Raw genomic sequence first — 22,914 nt, 5'->3', positions numbered from 1 at the left:
TAGCTTATCCGGGCGGTGTTTGCTTAGGGCGCCGATGCTTGGCCAACTGCATGACTTGGATTCCCGCCTGCGCGGGAACGACGTTATTTGGGCTCCAGGGCCAGGCGCTGGCGGCGCGCCTCGTACAGGCAGACGCCCGAAGCCACCGACACGTTCAGGCTCTCGACCGAGCCGAACATCGGGATGTTGACCAGCACGTCGCAGGTTTCGCGGGTCAGGCGGCGCATGCCCTCGCCTTCCGAACCCATCACCAGCGCGGTCGGGCCGGTGAAGTCGCCTTCGTACAGGCCCTTGTCGGCGTCGTCGGAGGTGCCGATCAGCCAGATGCCGCGTTCCTTCAGGTCGCGCATGGTGCGCGCCAGGTTGGTCACGGTGATGTAGGGCACGGTTTCGGCGGCGCCGCTGGCAACCTTGGCCGCGGTGGCGTTCAGGCCGACCGAGCGGTCCTTCGGGGCGATCACGGCATGCGCGCCGACGCCGTCGGCCACGCGCAGGCAGGCGCCCAGGTTGTGCGGGTCGGTGATGCCGTCCAGGATCAGCAGCAGGGGCGGGCCGTCCACCGCATCCAGCAGCTCATCCAGGTTGCGCGCCAGCGACAGCTGGCTGGCGAAGGCGATCACGCCCTGGTGGCGGCGGGTGCCGACGATCTTGTCGAGGCGCTCGGCCTCGACCGGCATCACGCGCACGCCGTGCTGCTTGGCGTGGGCGATGAGGTCCGTCATGCGGCGGTCGTTGCGGCCGGCGTCGACGAAGATCTCTTCCACCGATTGGGCCTCGTGGCGCAGCCGCGAGGTCACCGCATGGAAGCCGAAAATCATTTTATTTTTCATTCAATTACTTCTTTTTACTGGTTTTGGAGGCGGCCCTGGGGGCCTTTGCGGCGCTCTTGCGCGGAGCGCTCTGTTTTGCTGCGGTTTTCTTCGCTGCCGTTTTCTTTGCGGCCGGCTTGGCGTTGCCGCTGCCATTGCCATTGCCACCGCCGGCCTTGCGGCTGCGGCGGGTCGGCGGCACGAAGACGATGTCGTCCTCGCTCTCGTCGCTGGCGCTGAAATCGGGCGGCACCGGCGGCTCGCCCTTCATGCCGTGCACCTGCTGCGGCGAGGCCGGCACCGCGGCGACGCGGCCGTTGGCGGCTTCCTTGGCCTTGCGGCGGCGCGGCGGCTTCGATCCCATGGCGTCGGCGGCGGCGGCGCGGGCGCGTTCCAGCGGCGCCGGAATGCCCTTCTGCTCGGGCTCGGCCAGCACCAGGTCGATCTTGCGCGCTTCCAGATCCACGCGCGCGACCTGCACGGTCACCTGGCCGGTCAGCGCATACACCTGGCCGCTGTTCTTGCCGCGCAGTTCGTGGCGCGCTTCGTCGTACTCGAAATAGTCCTGTCCGAGGCCGGTCACGTGCACCAGGCCCTCGACGAACAGCTCGTCCAGCTGCACGAAGATGCCAAACGGCGTCACGCCCGAGATCACGCCGGTGAAGGATTCGCCCAGGCGGTCCTTCATGTAGTAGCACTTGAGCCAGTTCTCGACGTCGCGCGAGGCTTCGTCGGCGCGGCGCTCGTTGGCCGAGCAGTGCACGCCCAGCGCATCCCAGACCGTCAGGTCCTTCGGATCCTTTTGCGTGCCGGCGGCCTTGTCCTTGGCCTGTTGCTTGCGGGTCGCGTTCGACACCGTGCTGTTCAGCTTGGACAGGTCGATCCCGGTCGGCTCGTATTTTTTACCCAGCAGGACCGCCTTGATGGCGCGGTGGGTCAGCAGGTCCGGATAGCGGCGGATCGGGCTGGTGAAGTGGGCGTAGTGTTCGTAGGCGAGGCCGAAGTGGCCGACGTTGTCCGGGCTGTAGACCGCCTGCTGCATCGAACGCAGCAGCATGGTCTGCAGCAGGGTCGCGTCCGGGCGCTCCTTGATCTGCTGCATCAGCTCGGCGTAGTCGCGCGCCTCCGGCTTCATGCCGCCGCCCAGGTTCAGGCCGACCTGCTTCAGGAAGGTGCGCAGCTGGTTCAGCTTTTCTTCTGTCGGCACCGCGTGGATGCGGAAGGTGCTCGGCTGGTCGTGGCGGATCAGGAAATCGGCCGCGCAGACGTTCGCCGCCAGCATGCATTCCTCGATCAGGCGGTGCGCATCGTTGCGGGTGCGCGGGATGATCTTCTCGATCTTGCCCATCGCATTGCAGACGATGTAGGTCTCGGTGGTCTCGAAATCGATCGCGCCGCGCGCCTGGCGTTGCTGCAGCAGCGCGCGGAACACTTCGTTCAGGTTCAGCAGGTGCGGCACGATGCCGGGACGGCGCCCCGCTTCAGGACCCTTGGTGTTGCCGAGGATGGCGGCGACCTCGTTATAGGTCAGGCGCGCCGCCGAGTGCATCACGGCCGGGTAGAACTGGTAAGCCGTGACCTCCCCTGCCGCGGTGACGACCATGTCGCACACCAGGCACAGGCGGTCGACCGCCGGGTTCAGCGAGCACAGGCCGTTCGACAGCTTCTCCGGCAGCATGGGGATCACGCGGCGCGGGAAGTAGACCGAAGTCGAGCGCTCGATCGCATCGTTGTCCAGGCCATCGCCCGGCTTCACGTAGTGGCTGACGTCGGCGATCGCCACCAGCAGGCGGTAGCCGCGGGTGCGGCCGATCTTGACGGGTTCGCAGTAGACCGCATCGTCGAAGTCGCGCGCGTCTTCGCCGTCGATGGTCACCAGCGGCACGTCGCGCAGGTCGACGCGGTTGCCCAGGTCGGCGTCGCGGACTTCGTTCGGCAGCTTGTTGGCCTGCTTGATCGCGGCGGGCGAGAACACGTGCGGCACGCCGAATTTGCGGACCGCGATCTCGATCTCCATGCCCGGGTCGTCCAGCTCGCCCAGCACCTCGACGATGCGGCCGATCGGCTGGCGGAAGCGCGAGGGCTGCTCGACCAGCTCGACGCTGACCACCTGCCCCGACTTCGCCTTGCCCGGCGAGCCGTCGACCAGGATGTCCTGGGCGATGCGCTTGTCTTCCGGCGCCACGATCCATACGCCGTTTTCCTGCAGCAGGCGGCCGATGATGTGGGTGTTGGCGCGCTCGGTGACTTCGACGATCGTGCCCTCGGGACGGCCGCGGCGATCGGTACCGACGACGCGGGCCAGGACCTTGTCGCCGTGCAGGACCTTCTGCATCTCCTTATCGGGCAGGAACAGGTCGTCGCCCGGTTCGTCCGGGATCACGAAGCCGTAGCCGTCGCGGTGCGCGCTGACGCGGCCGGAGACGAAGCTCGAGTGGTCGGTCAATGCATACTGGCCGGCGGGATTCGCGCGGAGCTGGCCGTCGCGTTCCATCGCATTCAAGCGGCGCGTGAGGACGCCTTCCGCTTCCGGATCCACCTGCAGGGCGCGTACCAGTGCGCCGCTATCGAGCGGCCCCTTGGCATCGCGGAAAACGCCGAGAATCTCCTCGCGGCTTGGAATGGTATGAGTTGGGTGCTTCAAATCGTGTTTTCTATTCTTGTTAAGCCAGTGACGCGCCAGTCGCGAATGCTTGCTTGCACTTGCTGGCGGCGCAATGTTGGTTGGATTGACACCTTGACAGGCGTAGTGTAACGGAGACACGGGGTATTCGCCTAACATGCGCCGTGCAAGCGTGCTGCGGGCATCCTTCCGTTGGGCCTTTGACATTTGCCATTCATCCGCTATACTTTCGGTCTCTTCGCAAACGGCCCAGCCGGATGCGGGGATTGCTGCGAAGGTGCAGCCGGCGAAAAAGCAGATCGAAAGTTGGTCTAGCGCAAATCGGCAAAGCCTGATATCGTAGCGGAATTCGACGGCGACGTCGAGCGATGATTGCAAGACCCGGCCCACGTGGCGGAATTGGTAGACGCGCATGGTTCAGGTCCATGTGCCGCGAGGTGTGGGGGTTCGAGTCCCTCCGTGGGCACCAAAGCCGGTCTTGTTCTTGTCAAAAGTAGTTTGCATGCCCACGTGGCGGAATTGGTAGACGCGCATGGTTCAGGTCCATGTGCCGCGAGGTGTGGGGGTTCGAGTCCCTCCGTGGGCACCAAAAGCTACCTTGTTGTTGCAGTACTAGTTGTTTGTAATGCCCACGTGGCGGAATTGGTAGACGCGCATGGTTCAGGTCCATGTGCCGCGAGGTGTGGGGGTTCGAGTCCCTCCGTGGGCACCAAATGCTACCGTAGTTTGCAGTACCTGTTGTTTGTCATGCCCACGTGGCGGAATTGGTAGACGCGCATGGTTCAGGTCCATGTGCCGCGAGGTGTGGGGGTTCGAGTCCCTCCGTGGGCACCAAATGCTACCGTAGTTTTCCAGAAGTCTCTGGCGCAAAACGCCGCAATCTTTGCAAAAGGATTGCGGCGTTTTGCGTTTCTGCAGCTGCTTTAGTCAGTGCGTCGCCAGGTCGTCGAGGATCGGACAGTCCGAACGCTGGTCGCCGTGGCAGGAATGGGCCAGCTGCTCGAGCGTGCGCTTCATCGCCTGCAGTTCCGCGATCTTGCGGTTCAGTTCCGCGATGTGCTGTTCGGCCAGCTGGCGCACCTCAAAGCTGGCGCGATTCTGGTCCTGCCACAGCGCCAGCAGATCCGCAATCTTCTCGAGCGGGAAACCGAGCGCGCGGCCGCGGTGGATGAACTGCAGCAGGCGCACGTCCTGCTCGCCGTACACACGGTAGCCGGAGGCCGTCCGCCGCACCGCCGGCAGCAGCCCGATCGATTCGTAATGGCGGATCATCTTGGCCGACACGCCCGAGGCCTGGGCCGCTTCGCCGATATTCAACATGTTCATCGCTCCTATTGTTCCAGCGAGGATACACCTTCCCATCGTGGGAAGGTCAAACGGGTCCGTTCGCTTGACTTGCGGGCCGTGGACCGTCAAGCTCGGCCACATGAAGAACACGCTCGCCATCCTGCTGGGCCTGGCCATGGCCTGCCCCGCCGTCCTGAACGCCGAACCCGCGCCCTGGTACCAGTGGCGCAGCAAGTCCACCGGGGATATGGCCTGTTCGCAGACCCCGCTCGGCGCCGGCTGGGAAAAATTCTCCGGGCCCTACCGCGATGCACGTTGCGAAATCCGCAAGACCGGGAAATAATGTAAAAAGTTAAACATTGAGCAGGCCCCAGGAAAACCAACCGAGGAGACAAGCAATGTTCACCAACCCCGAGCAATTCGCCAACGCCACCAAGACCCTGTTCGAACTGCAGATGGAAACCTTCAATGCCCTGGCCAGCAAGGCCGTGCAGGGCGTCGAGCAGGTGGTGGCGCTGAACATGGCCACCGCAAAGAATTCGATGGAAGGCGCGATGGCCACCAGCCGCCAGATGAGCCAGGCGAGCGACCCGAAAGCGGCGATCGACACCCTGCAATCGCGCCTGCAGCCGGGCGTGCAGAACGCTCAGGCCTACGGCGAAGAACTGCGCCGCATCGTCGCCGACATCCAGAAGGACTTCCAGCAGGCCGCCGATACCCACCTGGTGGAAGCCAAGAACACGCTGTCGGCCCTGATCTACGACGTCACCCAGAACGTCAAGCCGGGCCAGGAAAACGCGGTCGAGATCATCAAGGCCGCAATCGACAATGCCTTCAAGGGCTACGAGCAGGTGACCCAGTCGACCCGCGACGCCATGCGCCGCGTCGAAGAGCAGGTGACGCGCGCGACCTCGCAGCTGGCCGAGGCGGCCGGCCAGGCGCCGAAAGCCTGACCCTTCCTTCCCGCCGCTCGCGCCGCCTCAGCTTCCTGATGGCGGCGCGACGCCCAGCATCTCCTCGATGTGAGCGAACGAGGCGTCATCCTTCACCACCGAACGCAGCCACACGTGCAGGGGCTGTTCGCCCCAGTGGGCGGCCTTTTCCGCCAGGTAGGCGACGGGGCTGTGCGGCTCGGTGCGGCGGAAGAACTCGGCGACTTCGCGCAGCTGGGCCAGGGCCTGGGTGCGAGATTGCGGCGGACCGCCGGCCATGCCGCCTGGTGGTTCGGCCGGCGCCGCCCGCTGCACGGCCGGCTGCGCGGAAGACGCCGGCGCATGTTCCGCCGGCCGGTTGACAAGCTTCGCGCCGCCCTCCTTCACCATCGGCTTCACGAACAGCAGCACGCTTTGCAGGCCGGACTTGGCCGCGGTGAAGCTGGGGCCATCGGTGCCCAGGCGCGCGTCGACGCTGTGCTCGATGCGTTCGAGGGCGCCGGCGCAGTGCTCGCAGTCGCGCAGCAGGGCTTCGAAAAAGGCAGGCGATGTGCGCGCCTTGGCCGTCTCCAGCTTCGTCAACTCCTCGCCGCCATGCATGCGGGCGACGTCGAAGTCGCGCAGCGCGTAGCCGTGCTGCCCCTCGGTCAGCGGAATCTCGCGCAGCAGCGGCGCGATACGCGCGGCCATCCAGGACAGGTTGCCGATGCGCCGCTCGTGGCCGTCCTCGTCGGGCAGCGGATACAGGCCGTCCCAGTATCGGTCGCATAACGCGGCAATCAATACCAGGCTGTCGGCCAGGCCGCCAAGGCCGCTGGTGCGGGCCTCGGCCTCGGCCAGCCAGACCGCCAGCTGCAAGTCCTTGCTGCGCTTTTCGATCAGCTGGGCGCTTTGCCTGGCCACGAACTTCCAGTCGGCTTCCTTCAGCTCGGTGACCCAGGCGCCCTGTTCGATCGAAGGATCGTCCGCCTGGCGCGCACGCACGATGTCGTCGATCTCGCGCGAAAAGGCCAGGTCCTCGCCGCAGGGCCGGCCTTCGCTCACCGGCGCCAGCAGCTTTTCCATGTTCAGCATGCCGCCCTCCTCACGCCGGCTCGACGGCGTACTTGATCTTGCCGGCCCTGGTTGCGCTCACCTTGATCTGCCGGATGCCGCCGCCGGAGGCCATGGCCGCCAGCACGTTGTCCGCGATCTCGGGCAGCAGGGTGCCGTTCAGGATGGTGTCGACATTGCGCGCGCCCGAATCGACCTCGGTGCAGCGCGCCAGCACGGCGCTCACCAGCGCATCGTCGTACAGGAACTGGGCATCGTGGTTGGCCGCCACGCGCGCCTTGATGCGTTCCAGCTTCAGACGGATGATGTTGGCCAGCACCTCGTCGTCGATCGGATAGAAAGGCACCACGGTCAGGCGCCCGAGGAAGGCCGGCTTGAAGTGCTTCATCAGGCTGGGCCGGATCATCTGCGCCAGTTCATCGGGAGACGGCCGTTCGGACGACGGCTTGTTCAGGCAGGCCTGCATGATCTGCGGAGACGCCGCGTTCGAGGTCAGGATGATGATGGTGTTGCGGAAGTCGATCTGGCGGCCTTCGGCATCGTCCAGCACGCCCTTGTCGAAGACCTGGAAGAACAGCTCCAGCACGTCGCTGTGCGCCTTTTCGACTTCATCCAGCAGCACCACGCTGTAGGGATTGCGCCGCACGGCTTCCGTCAGCACGCCGCCCTCGCCGTAGCCGACGTAGCCCGGGGGCGAGCCCTTCAGGCCGGACACGCTGTGCGCCTCCTGGTATTCGCTCATGTTGATGGTGACCAGCTTGCGTTCGCCGCCGTACAGCATGTCGGCCAGGGCCAGCGCGGTCTCGGTCTTGCCGACGCCCGAGCTGCCGACGAACAGGAACACGCCCTTCGGCTTGTTCGGGTCTTCCAGGCTGGCGCGCGCCGTGCGCACGCGCTGGGCCACGATGCCGCTGGCGTGGTTCTGGCCGAGGATCCGTTCGTCCAGCATACCCTGCAGATTCATCACAGTGCGGATCTCGTCCTTCACCATGCGGCCCAGCGGAATGCCGGTCCAGCTGGCGACGATGCCGGCCACCGTGTGGCCGTCGACCTGCAGCGGCACCAGCGGGGTCTCGCCCTGCAGTGCGCGCAGTTCGTCGACCAGAGCCTGCAGCGCCGCGCCCTTGCCGTCGCCGGCTTCGAGCCGCGCGCGCATCGCGTGGATCTCGGCGGACAGGGCCTGCTCGCGGTCCCACTGGCTGCGCAGGCGCTCCTGTTCCTTCAGGCCGGCCTCGCGTTCGCCTCTCAATATGGCCAGCGTGGCGGCGTGATCGGCGCCGCCGCTCTCCTCGCGCACCAGGGCGCTGATGCGTGCATCGAGCCGCTCCACGCCGCGGGTCGCTTCTTCCAGCGCCGCCGGCGTCGCCTTCTGGCCGAGGGCCACCTTCGCGCAGGCGGTATCGAGCACGCTGATCGCCTTGTCCGGCAGCTGGCGCCCGCTGATGTAGCGGTGCGACAGCCGCACGGCCTCGCGGATCGCCTCGTCGAAGATGCGCACGCCGAAATGCTTTTCCATCAGCGGCGCCATCGCGCGCAGCATGGCGCAGGCGGTGTCTTCGTCCGGCTCCTCGACCTTCACCACCTGGAAGCGGCGCGCCAGCGCGGCGTCCTTCTCGAAATACTTCTTGTACTCGCCCCAGGTAGTGGCGGCCACGGTGCGGAGCTCGCCGCGCGCCAGCGCAGGCTTCAGCAGGTTGGCGGCGTCGTTCTGGCCGGCCGCGCCGCCCGCGCCTATCATGGTGTGGGCCTCGTCGATGAACAGGATGATAGGGTGCAGGCTCTTGCTGACCTCTTCGATCACGTTCTTCAGGCGGTTCTCGAACTCGCCCTTGACGCTGGCGCCGGCCTGCAGCAGGCCCATGTCGAGGGTGTGGATCTCGACCCCGCGCAGAACGTCCGGCACGTCGCCCTCGGCGATGCGCAGCGCCAGGCCTTCGACCACGGCGGTCTTGCCGACCCCTGCCTCGCCGGTCAGGATCGGGTTGTTCTGGCGCCGCCGCATCAGGATGTCGATCACCTGGCGGATCTCGGCGTCGCGCCCGATCACGGGGTCGACCTTGCCTTCGCGCGCGCGCGCCGTCAGGCAGGTGGTGTACTGGTCGAGCGCGGGCGTCCGGCCCGGCGCGCCGGCGCGCAGTTCGCCGACCGGATCGCCGCCCGCCTGCGTGGCCTGCATCGGCGCGGCGCTTTGCACCGCCGGCGCTTCGCTGGAACCGCGCGTGAGCCTGTCGAAATCGTGTTTCAGGCGGTCGACCGGAAAATCCACGAAGCAGCTGGAGGCGCGCTGGGCCAGCTGGGCCAGGCCGGGCTCGGCCAGCAGCGCCAGCAGCAGGTGGCCGCTGCGGATGCGCTGTTCCTGCCCCGGCGCCGGCTGGCCAAGGGAGGCGATCAGCCAGGCGTGCTCGAACAGCACCGGCAGGTGGCGCGAGAACACCGGGGTGCGGCCGCTGCCGCCGGGCAGGCGCTCGACTTCCTTGCGCAGGTCGGTTTCCAGGGCCGTCAGGCTGATGCCGGCGCCGCGCGCGGCCACCACGAAGTCGCTGGACGGCTGCTCCAGCAAGGCCAGGAACAGGTGTTCGATGTCGACCTCGTACTGGCCGAAGCCGACGCAAATACTCGCCGCGCGCGTCGCCGCCGTCCGGCTGGTGTCGTTCAGCTTGCCGATCAGGGTCTTCAGGTTGATGTCCATCGTCTCTTCCTTTCGTTTGCGATCGCGTAGTGCAGGTTCGAGGGCTGGAGCACGGCGTTGAAGTTCACGGGCTCGAGGCCGTCGCCGATGTCGAGGGTGGCGTGGATCACGAAGTGGAGCCGATTGACGCTGCCGGCCTCCATTTCCAGAGCGGCGCTGACGTTCCTGAGGCGCGGCTCATGGCGTTCGATCGCGTCCTTCAGGCTGGCGCAGATGGCGGCGCGGTCTTCGCTGCTGGACAGGCAAAAGCCGGCGAAGTCTGCCAGGCCGTAGTTCAGGACCGAGGAGCGCGCCTCGGGGCTGGCGTCGAAGCGTCCCGGCGGAAAGCCCAGGCGCGTGTTCAGCAGGGCTTCGAGCTCGCGCGCCAGGCTGTCCTTGAGCTGATCGGCAGCGCCGCGGGCGGCGCCGCTTGCGCTCTCGCCCATCAGACGGTCCAGCAGGCCGGGGACGTAAGCGGTCATGACTGCTCCAAAAAAGACCGCGGCACTGGGCCGCGGCAAGCGCGCTGGCAACAAGCGCAGGGGAACACGGTTGAATCGAGGCGCCTCAGGCCACCTTGTTCGAAGACAGGTCCCAGCCGCCCGAGGTATTGCCACCGGAGCCGCCGCCGATCTTCTGCTGGGTGTACTTCCACTTCACCTTCGAGAACTTCAGGCCGACCTTCTCATGCATGAAGTCGCCCTCCTTCACGGCCGGCGTGATCGAGCCGATCAGCACGTTCTCGAGTTCGATCTCGAAATACTTGATGCGCTCGCCCTGGCCGTCTGCGCGCATGAACTCGAACTTCGCTTTGGGGATGGTCTTGCCGGACGAGCAGGTCTGCAGCAGCACCGGCGAAGCCAGGTCGGCCAGCTTGAGCAGCTCGATCTCCTTGTGCTCGCAGCGCTCGGCAGTGTGGCCGCCGCCGGTCGAGGAAGTCGCCGATTTCGGCTGGATCACGCCCCAGTCCACCGATTTGCACTCGATCCAGTCCTTGTGCTTGTCGTCCGCCGATTCGCCCTTGATGCCGTCGATTTGCAGGTACACGTCTATCGCCATTTGATACTCCAGTCTTGGTTGGTGAAAAAATCAGCCTTTGGTCGATTGCGGCAACTCCGCGACCAGTCGGAGCGATACGGACAGCTCGTCGAGCTGGAAGTGCGGGCGCAGGAAGGACACCGCACGGTAGACGCCCGGACGGCCCGGCACCTCGGCCACCTGCACGCTGGCTTCGCGCAGCGGGAACTGGGCTTTCTGCTCCTGGCTGGCGTTATCGTCCAGCAGCACGTACTGGGTCAGCCAGCGGTTCAGGTAATCCTCGACGTTCGAGGCGGCGGCGAAGCTGCCGATCTTGTCCCGCATCATGGCCTTCATGTAGTGGGCGATGCGCGAGACCGCGAAGATGTACTGCAGCTGCGAGGACAGCAGTGCGTTGGCGTTGGCGGCATCGTTGGCGTACTTGCGCGCCTTCTGCGCCGACTGCGCGCCGAAGAAGGCCGCATACGAGGTGTTCTTGCAGTGAACCAGGGAGATGAAGCCGAGGTCCGACAGCTCCTTCTCGCGGCGGTCGGTGATCGCCAGTTCGGTCGGGCACTTCAGCGCCACCTCGCCCTCGTCGGTCTTGAAGGTGTGGGTCGGCAGGTTCTCGACCAGGCCGCCGCCTTCGACGCCGCGGATCGCCGCGCACCAGCCGTAGTCCTCGAAGGCCTTGGTCAGCTTCGAGGCGAAGGCGTAGGCGGCGTTACACCACAGGTATTTCTGGTGGTCGCTGCCGTCGACGTCCTCGACGAAGTTGAAGCCTTCGGTGGCCATGCCGTCCATCGGGTTGTAAGGCAGGCGTCCCAGGAAGCGCGGCAGGGTCAGGCCGACGTAGCGCGCATCCTCGGACTCGCGGAAGGCCTTCCACTTCGCGTATTCGACGGTGTCGAAGACCTTGGCCAGGTCGCGCGGCTTGCCCAGGTCGCCGAAGCTCTCGATGCCGAACAGTTCCGGTGCGCTCGAGGTGATGAAGGGCGCGTGGCTGGCCGCGGCCACGTGCGACATCTGCTCCAGGAAGTAGATGTCCTCGGGCTGGCGGCTGATCTCGAAATCGCCGATCAGGGCGCCGTAGGGCGCGCCGCCGAAGGTGCCGAATTCCTCTTCGTAGATCTTCTTGAACAGGCTGCTCTGGTCGAACTCCAGCGCCGACTGGAAGTCCTTCACCAGCTCGCGCTTGGTGGCGTTGAGCATGCGGATCTGGAGGTTGGTCGAGGTCGAGGTGTTCCGCACCAGGTAATTCAGGCCGGTCCAGCTGCGCTCGAGCTTCTGGAATTCGGGCGCGTGCATGATGCTCGACAGCTGGCTCGAGATCATGCGGTCCAGCTCCGCCAGGCGCGCATCGATGGTCGCCGACAGGTTGCTGGAGATGACCATGGTGCCTTCCATCACCTGGGTCACCAGTTCGGAGATGATGTCGCGCGCGCGTTCGTGCTCGCTGCTGGACTTCGCCACCCTGCTCTGCTCGACGATCTGGTCGAGCAGGCTGGTGTCCAGTTCGAGCGCGCCAAGGTCGGGACTTACTGCCGCATCGAGGATCGCCGCCATTATTTGTCCTCCTTCGCCTTGCGCAGGCTGTCCAGCTTTTCGGTGTTGGTCAGCACGTCGTTGAGGATGTCTTCGAGCTTGTCGTTCCCGGCCAGCTTGTTGCGCAGGTCGGCCAGCTTGCTGCGCGCATCCAGCAGGCCCCTCAAAGGCGCCACCTGCTGCACCACCGACTCCGGCCGGAAGTCGGCCATCTCGCGGAACTGCAGGCTAACTGCGAATTCGCCGCCTTCGCCCGAGAGGTGGTTCTCGACGCGGAAGTTGGCGACCGGGGCGACCGCGTTCAGCACTTCGTCGAAGTTATCGGCGTCGACGTTGACGAAGTTGCGGTCCTTCAGGCGCTTCCTGGCGGCGTCCGGATCGCTGCCGAAATCCCCCAGCACGCCGAGCACGAAGGGCAGCTCCTTGTTTTCGATGGCGTCGCCGATCTCGACGTCGTAGGTCATCTGCACGCGCGGGGCGCGCACTTTCTGCAGGCGTTTCTGCACGCTTTCGTTCTTGGGCATGTCGGCTCCAGGCTGGGTGGAAGGATTTACTTGAGCGCGCCGAAGGGGTCGTTGCTCGCCGGACGTGCGGTCGAAGAATTCGAGATTGCCTTTTTCCCGCCCGTGTCCCTGGGCCGCACCACCGGCGGGCGTCCACCGTTCGACACCAGCACCTCTTCGTTCAGGCTGGTGCGCAGCAGCTTGGCCAGCTCCACGGCCTCGGTGCGCACGTTGCCGCTCAAGTTGTTCTTCTGGCTCAGGTCGGCCAGCGCCTTGCTGGTCACGCGCAGGCCGCTGACGGCCACGATGCTGTTGGCCAGGGTATCGTCCGGGTCGCGCTCCAGCGCTTCGAGGGCGCTGACGATGGCTTCGCCGTAATCGGTGCTGTCGAAGCGCATCTGGGCCATCCTGACCCAGGGCGTCTTGTCGACCGGGAAGGTGGCGCCGGCGCTCCTCAAGAGGGTGTAGGCCTTGTCGGTCTGGCCGGCCAGCACGGCGGCATCGACTTCGGCCATGGCGGCGGCCATGGTGGGCGCCGGCTTGGCGGTGGCGGCTACCTGGCCGCCGGTGCCGGCGCAGGCCGACAGGATCGCAACGCAGACTAGACTCGGCATCAGGCGGTGGAACTTCATCTGGCTCTCCCTAGTTGAAATCAAGCGCCATTATTGGCGCACGATTTCTGGTGGGAATTGCGTCGGGTCAACTTAGGTTTTCCCGGCAATTGAGCTCTGTCGAAACGGTCGTTGCGCGGGCTCAGCGTGTGCGGATGGCGATGGCATTAAATGTCGCTGTTGATCCATTTACTCAAGGCAATCACGGCCATGGCTTCTACTCGCATTTACTCTTGTTTGCTCTCGTCTCTGCTGTTGGTTAGTTGCGCAAGTGGCGCCGGGCCCTCGCCCGCCGGCCTGCTGGAGGCGGCCGGCCTGCGCAAGCCGCCGCCGCTGCCGGAAGCCCAGCAGGGTCCGCGCAGCGTGACGATGCGCCTGCATGCGTCCAAGCGCCTGAACGTCGATGCGCGCGGCCAGCCGCTGGCCCTGCTGGTGCGGGTCTACAAGCTGCGCCAGCGCACCGCCTTCGAGCAGGCGCCGTATGCCGCCTTCCTGTCGCCGCAGACCGAGCGCGAGGCGCTGGGCGCCGACCTGCTCGAAGTGCGTGAGCTGACCCTGGTGCCCGGCCAGCAGCTGGAGCTCAACGAAAAGCTGGCGCGCGAGGCCGGCTTTATCGGTGTGGTCGCGCTGTTTTACTCACCACCCGCGCAGGGCTGGCGCCTGGCCTTTGCCGCTCCCGAGGCGGAAAAGACCGGCGTGACGATCGGCCTGCACGCCTGCGCCATGAGCAGTGGCAGCAACGCTGGCGCCGGGCCTGCCGCCGCCAAGCCCCTGGCGCTTGTCCGATGTCAATGAAGGCCGTGCGGTTTCCTCCAAGCTAGAGATTTATGACACTTCGCAGGAGGCATGCGTGAAACCACCAGCCAAGGTCTTGTGGGGCGAGGGCCTGTTCCTGCGCCCCCAGCATTTCCAGCAGCAGGACCGCTACCACGAAGCGCGCCTGAACGACACCGCCGCCGCCCTCCACCCCTACTGCTGGGGCGTGCGCAAGCTCGAGATCGACCTCGATGCGCTCAAGGCCGACACTTTGCGCATCACCGGCCTGTCGCTGATCTTCGCCGACGGCGAAATCCTGCACGCGCCCGAGCGCGACGCCCTGCCGCCCCAGGTGCGCCTCGGCGAACTGGCCTCGACGGTGCAGTCGCTGACCTTCCACGCCGCCCTGCCCGCGCTCAAGGACCATGGCGAGAACTGCGCGGCGCGCGGCGAATCGCGCCTGGACACCCGCTTCGGCCAGATTGACCACGACACCTTCGACCTCTACACCGACGCCGCCAGCGCGCCGGTCGCCTACCTGAACCGCAGCCTGCGCCTGGTGTCGGAGCTGGAGCCGCTCGAACCCTACGAGACCATCCCGCTGGTGCGCCTGCGCCGCCTGCCGACCGGCGGCTTCGAGGTGGACCACGCCTTCGTCCCGCCCAGCCTCTCGGTCGAAGGCGCGCCCGGCCTGCACGGCATGCTGACGCGCCTGATGGAAAAGCTGCTGGCCAAGGTGCACGCGCTGTACGGCCATTACCGCGAGCCGAGCAAGAACGTGGTCGAGCTGCGCGGCGGCGACGTCGCCTCCTTCTGGCTGCTGCACACGGTCAGCAGCGGCTATGCGGCGCTGACCCACTTCCTGGCGCACCGCGAGCTGCATCCCGAGCGCCTGTTCCAGGAGCTGCTGGGCCTTGCGGGCGGCTTGATGACCTTCTCGCGCAGCAGCAAGCTGGAGGACCTGCCGGCCTATGTGCACCAGGATCCGGGGCCGGCCTTCACGCGCCTGGACGCCATCCTGCGCGAGCTGCTCGATACCGTGATCTCGTCGAAGTACTTCGCGATCGCGCTGAGCAACGAGCGGCCGTCCTACCACCTGGGCGCGCTGGACTCGGGCAAGATCAACGGCCAGACCACGCTCTACCTGGGCGTAGCGGCCGACATGCCGGCCCTGCAGCTGGTCGAAATCGTGCCGCTGCGCTTCAAGATCGGCGCGCCGGAAGACGTCGACAAGCTGGTGCTGTCGGCCATGCCCGGCGTGCGCCTGGTGCATGCGCCGCAGGTGCCGAGCGCGGTGCCGGTGCGGCCCGACACCTATTACTTTGTGCTGGAAAACCGCGGCGTGCTGTACGAAAGCATGCTGAAAGCCCAGGCGATCTCGATCTACGTGCCGAACGGGATCCGCGACCTCAAACTCGAACTCATCGGAATCGCAGCATGAGCCAACACGTCGAACGGCGCGCCGCGCCTTTGCAGTCGGGCAGCCGCAACGCTTCCGGCAGTACGCCGACCTCACTGGTCGACATCATGTACGAGGGCTTCTACGCCCTGTTCCTGCTGAAGAACGGCAACGGCCCGCAGGACAAGACCGCCTTCGCCGACCACATGACGCGCTTCCTCGGCGACGTCGACCGCAACGCCAAGGCGCTGGGCGTGCCGGCCGACGACGTCACCGCCGCCAAGTATGCCTTCTGCGCCGCAGTGGACGAGATCATCCTGCGCTCCGACTACGAGATCCGCGAAGCCTGGGAGACCCGCCCGCTGCAGCTGCGCCTGTTCGGCGACCAGCTCGCCGGCGAGCACTTCTTCCAGCGCCTCGAAGACCTGCGCGCCAAGGGCGCCGTGCACCTGCAGGCGCTGGAGGTCTTCCACGTCTGCCTGCTGCTCGGCTTCGAAGGGCGCTTCGCGCTGGACGGCAAGGACAAGCTGGCCTACCTGACCGCCCGCCTCGGCGACGAGATCGCCCGCATGCGCGGCAAGAACCGCGGCTTCGCCCCGCACGCCGGGCGCCCCGACCAGATCGTGCACAAGTTAGGGAGTGACTTGTCGCTGTGGGCCCTGTCGATGGTGTTCGCGGTGGCGGCCCTCGGCGGCTACCTGGGCTTCCGCACGGCCCTGGCCCACGAGACCGGCCAGGCGCTGGCCGGCTACAACGACCTGGTGAAGCTGCCGCCGCGGTCGGCCAACGTGACGATCACCCTGCCCTGAAATTCGGGGTCAGGAAATTCGGGGTCAGAGCACTTTTTTGAACAATTGATCTGATAGCAGATTCGACGCCAGCCAGCTAGGAAGCCCCGGGCAAAGCGCCAAAATCTTGCGGAAGGGTCATTTCCCAAAAAAGTGCTCTGACCCCGAATTACTGACCCCGAATTAGCTTATTGGACGACTTTGAACTCGATGCGCCGGTTGCGGGCGCGGCCTTCCGGTGTGCGGTTGTCGGCCACCGGCCGGTCGGGGCCTTCGCCGGAGACCGCGACCATCTCAGCCTTCACGCCGCGCCCCACCACATAGTCCTTCACCGCCTCCGCGCGGGCCTGGCTGAGCGAGAGGTTGCCGGCGCGCGAGCCGGCGTTGTCGGTGTGGCCGATCACCTCCACCCTCTTGTCCTTCAGGCGCAGCAGGACATTGCTCATCTGGTCGAGGATGGCCTTGCCGGAATCGGCCAGCGTGGCCTTGCCCGACTCGAATTCGATGATGCGGTTAGCCAGCGCCGCATCCAGCATGCCCTGCTCGGACACCGCCACCCGCAGGCCGTTGTTGACGGTGTAGCTGGTGTCCAGGTTCATCGCCAGCTCACCGGCGATCTGCTGCTTCTGCGCTTCGCTGGCGACGTCGCCGCGCAGGCTGACGCTGGTGCCGTCGATTTGCAGCTGGCCGCGCGTGACCAGTTTCAGGTTCGGGCCGATCAGGCGGGCGACGTGCTCGTTCCAGTTCGGCGGTGCCGCCACCCGGCCCACTGCCAGCTGGTCGACCACGCGATCAAAGCCGTAGACGGTGCGCAGGCGCGCCAGCAGCGCCGCCTTGCTGGCGTCGTCGGGGACGGTGCCGGAGACCACGATCGGCGCAGCAGCCGGCGTGGCGGTCGCCGGGTTGTCGGCCAGTACCGGCGCCGGCGCAAAGAAAGCGGCGGCAAGCAAGGATGTCGAAAGACGCTTCACGTGTCGGCTCCGATGAAAGTCTTGAGGAACAGTTCGCGGGCCAGGCGCAGCGGCAGCATCGGCTGCTCGAGATAGCTGGCCAGCGCGCGCACGTCGATGTCGATGCCCAGCTGTTCGTCGATCCAGCCGTTGTCGCTCAGCTGCACCTGCTGCTCGCGGCCGGCCAGTGGATCGACGATGCCGTGCAGGGTCTCGGCTGCGGCGCCGCCGAAGCCGATCACCAGCGCCGGCCGCTCGGCGACCGTGGTCAAAAACAGCACCAGGTCGAACGCGGTGCGGCGGATGAAGGGCGTGACCAGCTCCAGCCAGAAGGCCGCCACCTGGCAGCGCAGCGACGAATCCAGCGGCAGCGGCAGCACCAGGCTTTTGTGCAGCGCCGCCGGACGGCTGTGCATGACGGGCTGCAGTAGCAGCCCGAGGCCGAGGATCAGCCGGTTCGCCTCCAGGTCCAGAGCGTCGGACAGCGAACTGACCGTGGCCGCGGCCAGGAAGTCGTCGAGCGGAGCCTCGTACTCGCCGAGGACGACCGCCGCATCGGCGATCGCATGCAGGTGCGGCCCGGGTTCGTCGGCCCCGAGCACCTGCGGCGCCATCGTTTCCAGATAATCCCACAGCGGCCCGAAGGCCAGCGGGCAGCGCGACACGAAGGCCGCCGGATCGGGAACGTCGACGGTGCGCATCATCAGGAAGGGAAAGCGGCGCCCGGACTGGTCGTGGCTGGCCACCAGATGGCCGGCGATGGCATGGCGGCGGCTCGGCCCGACGAAGGCGAAGCTGACCGGTGGCGAGGCGTCGTAGTACAGCTTCCAGCGCGCGTCGTTGGGCAGGCGGGTCATGACCTGGGCCAGCCAGTCGTCCAGCATGCCGAGCACGGTCTGGTCGTCGGCGACCTTGACGAAGTCGCTGCGCGCCGGGATCTTGCCGAAGCAGCCGATCCGGGGCGAGGCGGCGGCGCGCGTCATTGGGCCGCTCCCGCCAGTTGCGGGCTGTTGACGCCGGCGCCGGCTGCGCCCCGGCCTACCACGCTGTCGGGCAGGCGCAGGCCGCTGAAGCCGCGGCTGGCCTGACCGTCGGCACCTGTACTGGCGCTACTGACCTTTTTAAGCGTCACCGCCACCGTTACGTTGCCGCTGCTCCAGCGCAGCTCGTACAGGCCGCCCTCCAGTTTCTTCTGCACGGCGGTTTGGAATAGCTTCGTTAAACCATATTCCCCCGGCTCATTGAACAGCTCCACGGTCCGCCCATCGAAGGTCACCGCACTAACCTTTGCCCCGCTGGCAGTCCCCTGCGGCCCCGGATGCACCATATTCACCCAGGCCGGCGGCGTATTCCGGTAACGCAGCTGCTGTCCGTCGATCTCGATCGTATATTCGGTCACGCCCGGCGCCGTCATCGGCAGCAGCTGGAACACGGTCTGCGGGCCGCCGCCTGAGGCCACGCCATTCGCCGACAGCGGCGCAATCCACCCAGGGAAGCCGCTCACCACTTGGGGCGCGAGGGTCACGCCGATGTCGGCCCAGGTCCGGCTGGACAGCACGTCGCCGCGCCGCACCACCAGCGGGCCCATGGTCGTGGACACGAACTTGGCCACCGCGCCGTCGGGCCCGAACACCTGGCCGATCTCTGCCGCCCCCGCCTGCAGCTGCGCACCGGGCGCAAACGGGGATTTGCCGGCCAGGTTCTTCTGGAAGGGTTCGACCACCTGCGCCTGCCAGGTCTTGTTGATCTCAGACTCGGATGGCAGCACGATCATGGCGAAGGTCTGCACCAGCGGCCGCACCAGCAGCGGACGCAGCATCTGCTTCTGGGCGTCCGTCATCCCGGTCAGCATCTGCTCGTCGACATACTTCAGGGCGTCGGCCAGTTCGGAGCCGTTGCCTTCCAGCGTCTGCTGCATCAACTGCTTGGCGCCGGGACCGGGATCGCCCTGGTTCTTCAGCTGGTTCAGGCGCGAGCGCAGCTTGGACAGCGCGTCGAGGTAGCCGGTCATCAGCGATGCGTCCTTTTCCTTGATGCCGACCAGACGCGCGACGCCGGCGAACTCCCGGCCCACCGGGCCCGCAGCAGCCGCGCCAGGAACGACGGCCGGCAGCGGCCCGACAGCGTCCGCTAGTTGGCGCGCATCGCTCGGCGCCTGACGCAGCACGACTTCGCGGAACCAGGCCATCACGCCGCGCTTCAGCTTCGCCTGGTTGACGCGCGCCTGGCCGGGATCGTCCCAGGAAGTCTCGTCGTAGACGGTCTTCAGCACCTTGGCCAGCGGCGAAGTCTGTGGGTCGCCCAGCCGGTTCATGGCCTGCACGCTGGCCTCGAAGCCATTCAGGTCGGCGATCGTCACGCCCTGCACGAACCTGGTCCACTCCTTCGCATAGTCGGCTTTATACAGGTCGATCAGGGTTTTCTGGATCTGCTCCGGGCTGCCTTCCAGGGTCAGGTCGTCCTTGGCCACGGTCTTGAGCACCCAGTCGGTGCTTTGCAGCTCGCGGTTCGAGGCTTCGCGGATCGCGCCCAGCACGAACTTCTCCCAGGCGTCGCGGGTAAAGGCGCCGGGCACCGCGTGGCTGCCGACCACCAGCCCCTGGTCCTGCTCGCCGACGATGCGCGCCACCGTCACCGCCGGGAAGCGGGTGCCGGCGCGGGTGCGGATGTCGGCGTAGACGCGTTCGCGCGCCGGCGTGCCGCGCACCACGCGGCGCAGGTTTTCGCGCGCGGTGTCGAGCAGGCTGAGTTTGGGCGTGATCTGCGGCCAGGCCGGATCCGCAATATGTGATAAGTGGAACGTCATCAGGCGCTCCGCGCTGCGGATCATCTGCTCCTTTGGCATGCCCGCGCGGTTCGCCTGCAGCCACACGCGCCAGTAGCGGGTCAGCTGGTCGTTCAGGTGGCCGGACTCGGCATGGCTTTTATCGGCCAGCATCAGGTAGGTCTTCAGGGCGTTGTAGGCGTCGCCGACATTGGTAGCCGAGACGTCCTGGTAGGGCTGGCCCGGCTTGGCGCTGGGCGCGGCCTGCGCGTTCGGATCCAGCTGCGAGGCGTTGGCGTTCATTTCCGCCAGCAGCGCTTCCAGCGCGCCGGCTACCGGCTGCACCATCACCTCGCGCACGCCGGCGAAGTATTCGTCGCGCAGCTTGCGTTCCAGCGCCTCGCCCTGGTACAGGCCGAAGGACAGCGTCCAGGGCCGCTCGTCGCGGTATTTTTCCAGTTGCTCGATGCGGTCCTGCAGGATGTCCAACGCTTCGAGGCGCGACTGCAGGCCGCCGGTCCGGGCCTGCATCTTCATGACCTTGTCGAGGTCCGCCTGGACGTTGGCGACCAGCTGGCGGTTGCCCATATAGGACCAGCTCCAGCCGCCCAGCGCGCAGCCGAGCAGCACGGTGGCGGCGAAGAAGGCCGCGTACTTCAGGCGCGTGGCGGCCGGGCTGGTGTAGCGCTTGACCAGCTCCTTGTCCGCGAAGATCACCTTGCGGAACAGATCGAGCAGGAAGAAGCCGGACTGCTCTTCATGCTGCTCGCCCTTCTGCTCGCCGGCCTTGAGCTGGAGGTCGAAGCGGCTGGCGACGCGGCGCGAGGAGAGGTTCTCGACGAAGCCTTCTTGCAGCGCGCTGGTGAAGTAGAAGCCGCGCAGGACCGGCTTGAACTGCCAGGTGTTCTCCTCGAACAGGGTGGCCAGGAAGGCGCGCAGCTGCGGCTTGAGGGATGCGAATTCGAGCGGGAAGGTGAAAACGCCGGGGCGCATCGCCGCGCTGCGGTTGCCGGCCATGTTGGCCAGGCTCATCTCTTTCAGGCCGTCGTACAGCTCGTCGAAGTGGACATCGAAAAAGGCCAGCACATCCTGCGGCGTGCTGCGGCGGTTGTAGCGCTGGGTCGCGCCCCAGACGCGCTCGCGCTCGGCGCGGTCGCTGTCGTGGAAGAAGTCGGAAAAGCCGGCGATCAGGTCGGCCTTGGTGAACACCACGTAGACCGGCGCGTGCACGCCCAGGCGCTCGGTCAGTTCCTGCACCCGCGTGCGCAGGCTTTTCGCCAGCTCGATCGAGGCTTCCGGCGATCCGCCCGCCAGCTCGGCCACGCTCACCGCGATGATGATGCCGTTGATCGGCGCGCGCCGGCGGTGGCGGCGCAGCAGGTCGAGGAAGCTGAACCACTCGGCGCGGTCGGCTTCATACACCGAATAGCGGCCGGCGGTGTCGAGCAGGATGCCGTCGGTGGTGAAGAACCAGTCGCAGTTGCGGGTCCCGCCCACGCCCTGCACCGCCTTGCTGCCGGGGATCGGGAAGGTCAGCCCCGAGTGCTTGATAGCGCTGCTCTTGCCCGCCGCCGGGTTCCCGATGATCATGTACCAGGGCAGTTCGTACAGGGCCTGGGCGCCGCGCGTCAGCCCCAGCTTGGAGGTCTTGATGGTGTTGATCGCCTCCAGCATGCCCTTGCGCAGCACTGGCGCATCGTCGCGCTTCGGATTGTCGGCCTGGGCGACGATGGCCTCGCTCAGGCGGGCGGCGGCGCGCTTGCGCCACCAGCTGCGCGCCAGCCACCAGGCGCCCCAGGCGGCCAGCAGGATCAGGCCGGCCAGCACGGCCCAGATGGCCGCCACTTCGAGCGATTCGGCGCCGAGAAACAGGAGCCCTGCGAGCGCCGCGATGCCGATCACGGCCATTACGCGGCGGTTGGTGAGAAACTGCCAGAGTCGGGCCATAGTGGGTTCGGTTCAGAGAGGTGAATGGAAAGCCACAGGCAATGTTGGCACCATTTCCCAGCTGAATCTTGAGTTCAAACAATTGCTCAGACCGCGAAGCCTCAGCGCCGCATCACTCCACGCAGGCGCAGTTCGGTATGGCCGAGGTCCATCATGGTCCAGCGCCCGCCCCAGGTCAGGCCCAGCGATTCCGCGACCTCGCCGTAGAGCTGGTAGCCGCGCATCGCCCATGGGTCTTTTTCGGAAATCACCAGCTTGCCGTCGCGCCAGAACGCGCAGTCGGCCGCCAGCCCGTACTGGTGCCAGCTCTGGAAGGCCTTGGCGTTCGTCACCGCCGATCCCATTTTTGCCAATAAATCCTGCCGCGCCGGGCTGCGGTAACCCTCCAGCAGCGCCATCTCGTAGCCATATTTTTCCTTCATGATGCGGAAGGCCAGCAGCAGGCGCTGGCTGAAATCCGGATGCAGCAGGCCCCAGTTGCGGCTGGCGTCGACCAGCATCGGCCGCACCAGTTCGACCTCGCGCGTGGTGAAGGCGACCGGCGGCAGCGAGGCCGGCGGCACCAGCTGCTCGCCCTTCAGCAGGGCCGCGACCTGGGCGTCGACCACCGTGTCGCTGGGCTCGTAGCCGGGCAGCATGTCGGGACGGCGCAACAGCAGCGCGACCAGGGGCGGGATCAGCACCAGCGGCAGGCCGACGGCGACGAAGGGGCGGTGGCTCCGGATCCACCCGCGTGCATCCCGCCAGCGCCAGCGCAGCGCCGGGCCGGCATCGCGCAGGGCCGAACCGCCCGACGCCCGCCAGCCGCCGGCCCGCGTATGGAAACGCCGCTGCAGCCCACCCAGGAAATGCAGGACCGAGGCCCGTCCGCCGGGAAAGCAGGCTAGCCAGATGAGGCTGCAGGCAAGACAAAAGTACAAAAGGGCGAGGAAGATCAGCATCCGCTTCTCCGGTTTGTTTCTAATTGGCATTGGTGTCCAATCTTAGGAGGACCACAGTGCGCCCTACAGATGAAGATCAATCCGGATCGCGGCGTCCGAACCTGATGTCCTCGACGCGCCGGACGGCGAACGAGACGAATATCCTCGCCATGCTCGACCGCCATGAATCGGGCGGGCGCCTGCGGCGGCTGCTGCGCGGACGGGGCGGCTTGCCGGCCATGGCCTGGTACGGGACCGCCGGCCTGCTGGTCGCCGGGCTGGTGGGCTCGCTGGCCTGGCTGGTGCTCGACAACGGTGCGACGCCTGCAAGCGATACCGCGC

Annotated in this window: 20 protein-coding genes and 4 tRNA genes; 10 read left to right on the top strand and 14 right to left on the bottom strand. The window is 66.6% G+C overall.

Features of this window, described 5'->3' with window-relative positions; genetic code table 11:
* Window positions 1–83: 83 nt before the first annotated feature.
* Together rlmB and rnr are read right to left on the bottom strand one after the other, a co-directional pair.
* Window positions 84–830 carry a 23S rRNA (guanosine(2251)-2'-O)-methyltransferase RlmB gene (gene rlmB, locus LQV39_RS18870; protein WP_230027683.1) on the bottom strand — a complete coding sequence of 249 codons (747 nt, stop codon included), beginning with the start codon at window positions 828–830 and terminating at the stop codon, window positions 84–86.
* A gap of 4 nt (window positions 831–834) precedes the next feature.
* A complete protein-coding gene (gene rnr / locus LQV39_RS18865) occupies window positions 835–3,453 on the bottom strand; it encodes a ribonuclease R (protein ID WP_230027682.1) in 2,619 nt (872 codons plus the stop codon).
* A 363-nt stretch (window positions 3,454–3,816) separates the two neighbouring features.
* Here rnr and LQV39_RS18860 point away from each other — a divergent pair.
* The 4 genes from LQV39_RS18860 to LQV39_RS18845 all read left to right on the top strand — a co-directional run bounded on the left by LQV39_RS18860 (window position 3,817) and on the right by LQV39_RS18845 (window position 4,266).
* Window positions 3,817–3,901 (top strand) — tRNA-Leu (locus LQV39_RS18860).
* A gap of 35 nt (window positions 3,902–3,936) precedes the next feature.
* Window positions 3,937–4,021, top strand: a tRNA-Leu gene (locus tag LQV39_RS18855).
* 38 nt (window positions 4,022–4,059) lie between these two features.
* A tRNA-Leu gene (locus LQV39_RS18850) sits at window positions 4,060–4,144 on the top strand.
* 37 nt (window positions 4,145–4,181) lie between these two features.
* Window positions 4,182–4,266: transfer RNA gene (locus LQV39_RS18845), tRNA-Leu, on the top strand.
* A 93-nt stretch (window positions 4,267–4,359) separates the two neighbouring features.
* On the opposite strand, the gene cueR is transcribed toward LQV39_RS18845, so the two are convergent.
* Window positions 4,360–4,752: a Cu(I)-responsive transcriptional regulator gene (cueR, locus tag LQV39_RS18840; protein ID WP_374199444.1), complete on the bottom strand. Its 393-nt coding sequence runs from the start codon at window positions 4,750–4,752 to the stop codon at window positions 4,360–4,362.
* A gap of 106 nt (window positions 4,753–4,858) precedes the next feature.
* Here cueR and LQV39_RS18835 point away from each other — a divergent pair, with 106 nt between their 5' ends.
* Window positions 4,859–5,062, top strand: a complete 204-nt coding sequence (locus LQV39_RS18835; protein WP_230027680.1) for a hypothetical protein — start codon at window positions 4,859–4,861, stop codon at window positions 5,060–5,062.
* 55 nt (window positions 5,063–5,117) lie between these two features.
* Window positions 5,118–5,672 carry a phasin family protein gene (locus tag LQV39_RS18830; protein ID WP_230027679.1) on the top strand — a complete coding sequence of 185 codons (555 nt, stop codon included), beginning with the start codon at window positions 5,118–5,120 and terminating at the stop codon, window positions 5,670–5,672.
* A 27-nt stretch (window positions 5,673–5,699) separates the two neighbouring features.
* Here LQV39_RS18830 and tssA read toward each other — a convergent pair whose 3' ends face one another.
* From tssA to LQV39_RS18795, 7 genes are all read right to left on the bottom strand, one after another.
* Entirely contained in the window at window positions 5,700–6,725 is a 1,026-nt protein-coding gene (tssA, locus tag LQV39_RS18825; protein WP_230027678.1) for a type VI secretion system protein TssA, read from the bottom strand.
* Window positions 6,726–6,735: 10 nt separating this feature from the next.
* Entirely contained in the window at window positions 6,736–9,393 is a 2,658-nt protein-coding gene (tssH, locus tag LQV39_RS18820; RefSeq protein WP_230027677.1) for a type VI secretion system ATPase TssH, read from the bottom strand.
* Window positions 9,378–9,854 (bottom strand): type VI secretion system baseplate subunit TssE, encoded by a 477-nt coding sequence (gene tssE / locus LQV39_RS18815; protein WP_230027676.1) that lies wholly within the window; start codon window positions 9,852–9,854, stop codon window positions 9,378–9,380. Before tssE ends, tssH begins: the two co-directional genes overlap by 16 nt.
* Before the next feature lie 85 nt (window positions 9,855–9,939).
* The gene (locus LQV39_RS18810; protein ID WP_230027675.1) at window positions 9,940–10,431 is read right to left on the bottom strand and encodes a type VI secretion system tube protein Hcp; all 492 of its coding nucleotides are present in this window, start codon (window positions 10,429–10,431) and stop codon (window positions 9,940–9,942) included.
* Between the two features lie 30 nt (window positions 10,432–10,461).
* Window positions 10,462–11,955, bottom strand: a complete 1,494-nt coding sequence (tssC, locus tag LQV39_RS18805) for a type VI secretion system contractile sheath large subunit (protein ID WP_230027674.1) — start codon at window positions 11,953–11,955, stop codon at window positions 10,462–10,464.
* Window positions 11,955–12,458 carry a type VI secretion system contractile sheath small subunit gene (gene tssB, locus LQV39_RS18800; RefSeq protein WP_230027673.1) on the bottom strand — a complete coding sequence of 168 codons (504 nt, stop codon included), beginning with the start codon at window positions 12,456–12,458 and terminating at the stop codon, window positions 11,955–11,957. The genes tssC and tssB overlap by 1 nt, the downstream gene beginning before the upstream one ends.
* Window positions 12,459–12,484: 26 nt before the next feature.
* Entirely contained in the window at window positions 12,485–13,069 is a 585-nt protein-coding gene (locus tag LQV39_RS18795) for a M48 family metallopeptidase (protein ID WP_230027672.1), read from the bottom strand.
* Window positions 13,070–13,219: 150 nt separating this feature from the next.
* On the opposite strand from LQV39_RS18795, the gene tssJ reads away from it, so the two are divergent.
* From tssJ to icmH, 3 genes are read left to right on the top strand one after another with little or no spacing between them, the layout of a single operon-like run.
* Window positions 13,220–13,843 carry a type VI secretion system lipoprotein TssJ gene (gene tssJ, locus LQV39_RS18790; protein ID WP_307727858.1) on the top strand — a complete coding sequence of 208 codons (624 nt, stop codon included), beginning with the start codon at window positions 13,220–13,222 and terminating at the stop codon, window positions 13,841–13,843.
* Window positions 13,844–13,898: 55 nt separating this feature from the next.
* Window positions 13,899–15,245, top strand: a complete 1,347-nt coding sequence (gene tssK / locus LQV39_RS18785; RefSeq protein ID WP_230027670.1) for a type VI secretion system baseplate subunit TssK — start codon at window positions 13,899–13,901, stop codon at window positions 15,243–15,245.
* Window positions 15,242–16,012, top strand: a complete 771-nt coding sequence (icmH, locus tag LQV39_RS18780; protein WP_230027669.1) for a type IVB secretion system protein IcmH/DotU — start codon at window positions 15,242–15,244, stop codon at window positions 16,010–16,012. Before tssK ends, icmH begins: the two co-directional genes overlap by 4 nt.
* Window positions 16,013–16,179: 167 nt before the next feature.
* On the opposite strand, the gene LQV39_RS18775 is transcribed toward icmH, so the two are convergent.
* The 4 genes from LQV39_RS18775 to LQV39_RS18760 all read right to left on the bottom strand — a co-directional run bounded on the left by LQV39_RS18775 (window position 16,180) and on the right by LQV39_RS18760 (window position 22,593).
* Window positions 16,180–16,962, bottom strand: coding sequence for an OmpA family protein (locus tag LQV39_RS18775; RefSeq protein ID WP_374199443.1), 783 nt, complete (start codon window positions 16,960–16,962; stop codon window positions 16,180–16,182).
* Entirely contained in the window at window positions 16,959–17,924 is a 966-nt protein-coding gene (tagF, locus tag LQV39_RS18770; protein WP_230027668.1) for a type VI secretion system-associated protein TagF, read from the bottom strand. Before tagF ends, LQV39_RS18775 begins: the two co-directional genes overlap by 4 nt.
* Window positions 17,921–21,652: a type VI secretion system membrane subunit TssM gene (gene tssM, locus LQV39_RS18765; RefSeq protein ID WP_230027667.1), complete on the bottom strand. Its 3,732-nt coding sequence runs from the start codon at window positions 21,650–21,652 to the stop codon at window positions 17,921–17,923. Before tssM ends, tagF begins: the two co-directional genes overlap by 4 nt.
* A 101-nt stretch (window positions 21,653–21,753) precedes the next feature.
* Window positions 21,754–22,593, bottom strand: coding sequence for a M15 family metallopeptidase (locus tag LQV39_RS18760; protein WP_230027666.1), 840 nt, complete (start codon window positions 22,591–22,593; stop codon window positions 21,754–21,756).
* A gap of 56 nt (window positions 22,594–22,649) precedes the next feature.
* Between LQV39_RS18760 and LQV39_RS18755 the strand changes: the two genes are divergently transcribed.
* Window positions 22,650–22,914: hypothetical protein (locus tag LQV39_RS18755; protein WP_230027665.1), on the top strand; the 265-nt coding region annotated here is incomplete at its 3' end.

The organism is Massilia sp. Bi118 (assembly GCF_918697865.1).
Lineage (GTDB): Bacteria > Pseudomonadota > Gammaproteobacteria > Burkholderiales > Burkholderiaceae_D > Telluria.
The sequence above is the reverse complement of the archived record's forward strand: the minus strand, read 5'-3'. Positions and strand labels throughout refer to the sequence as shown.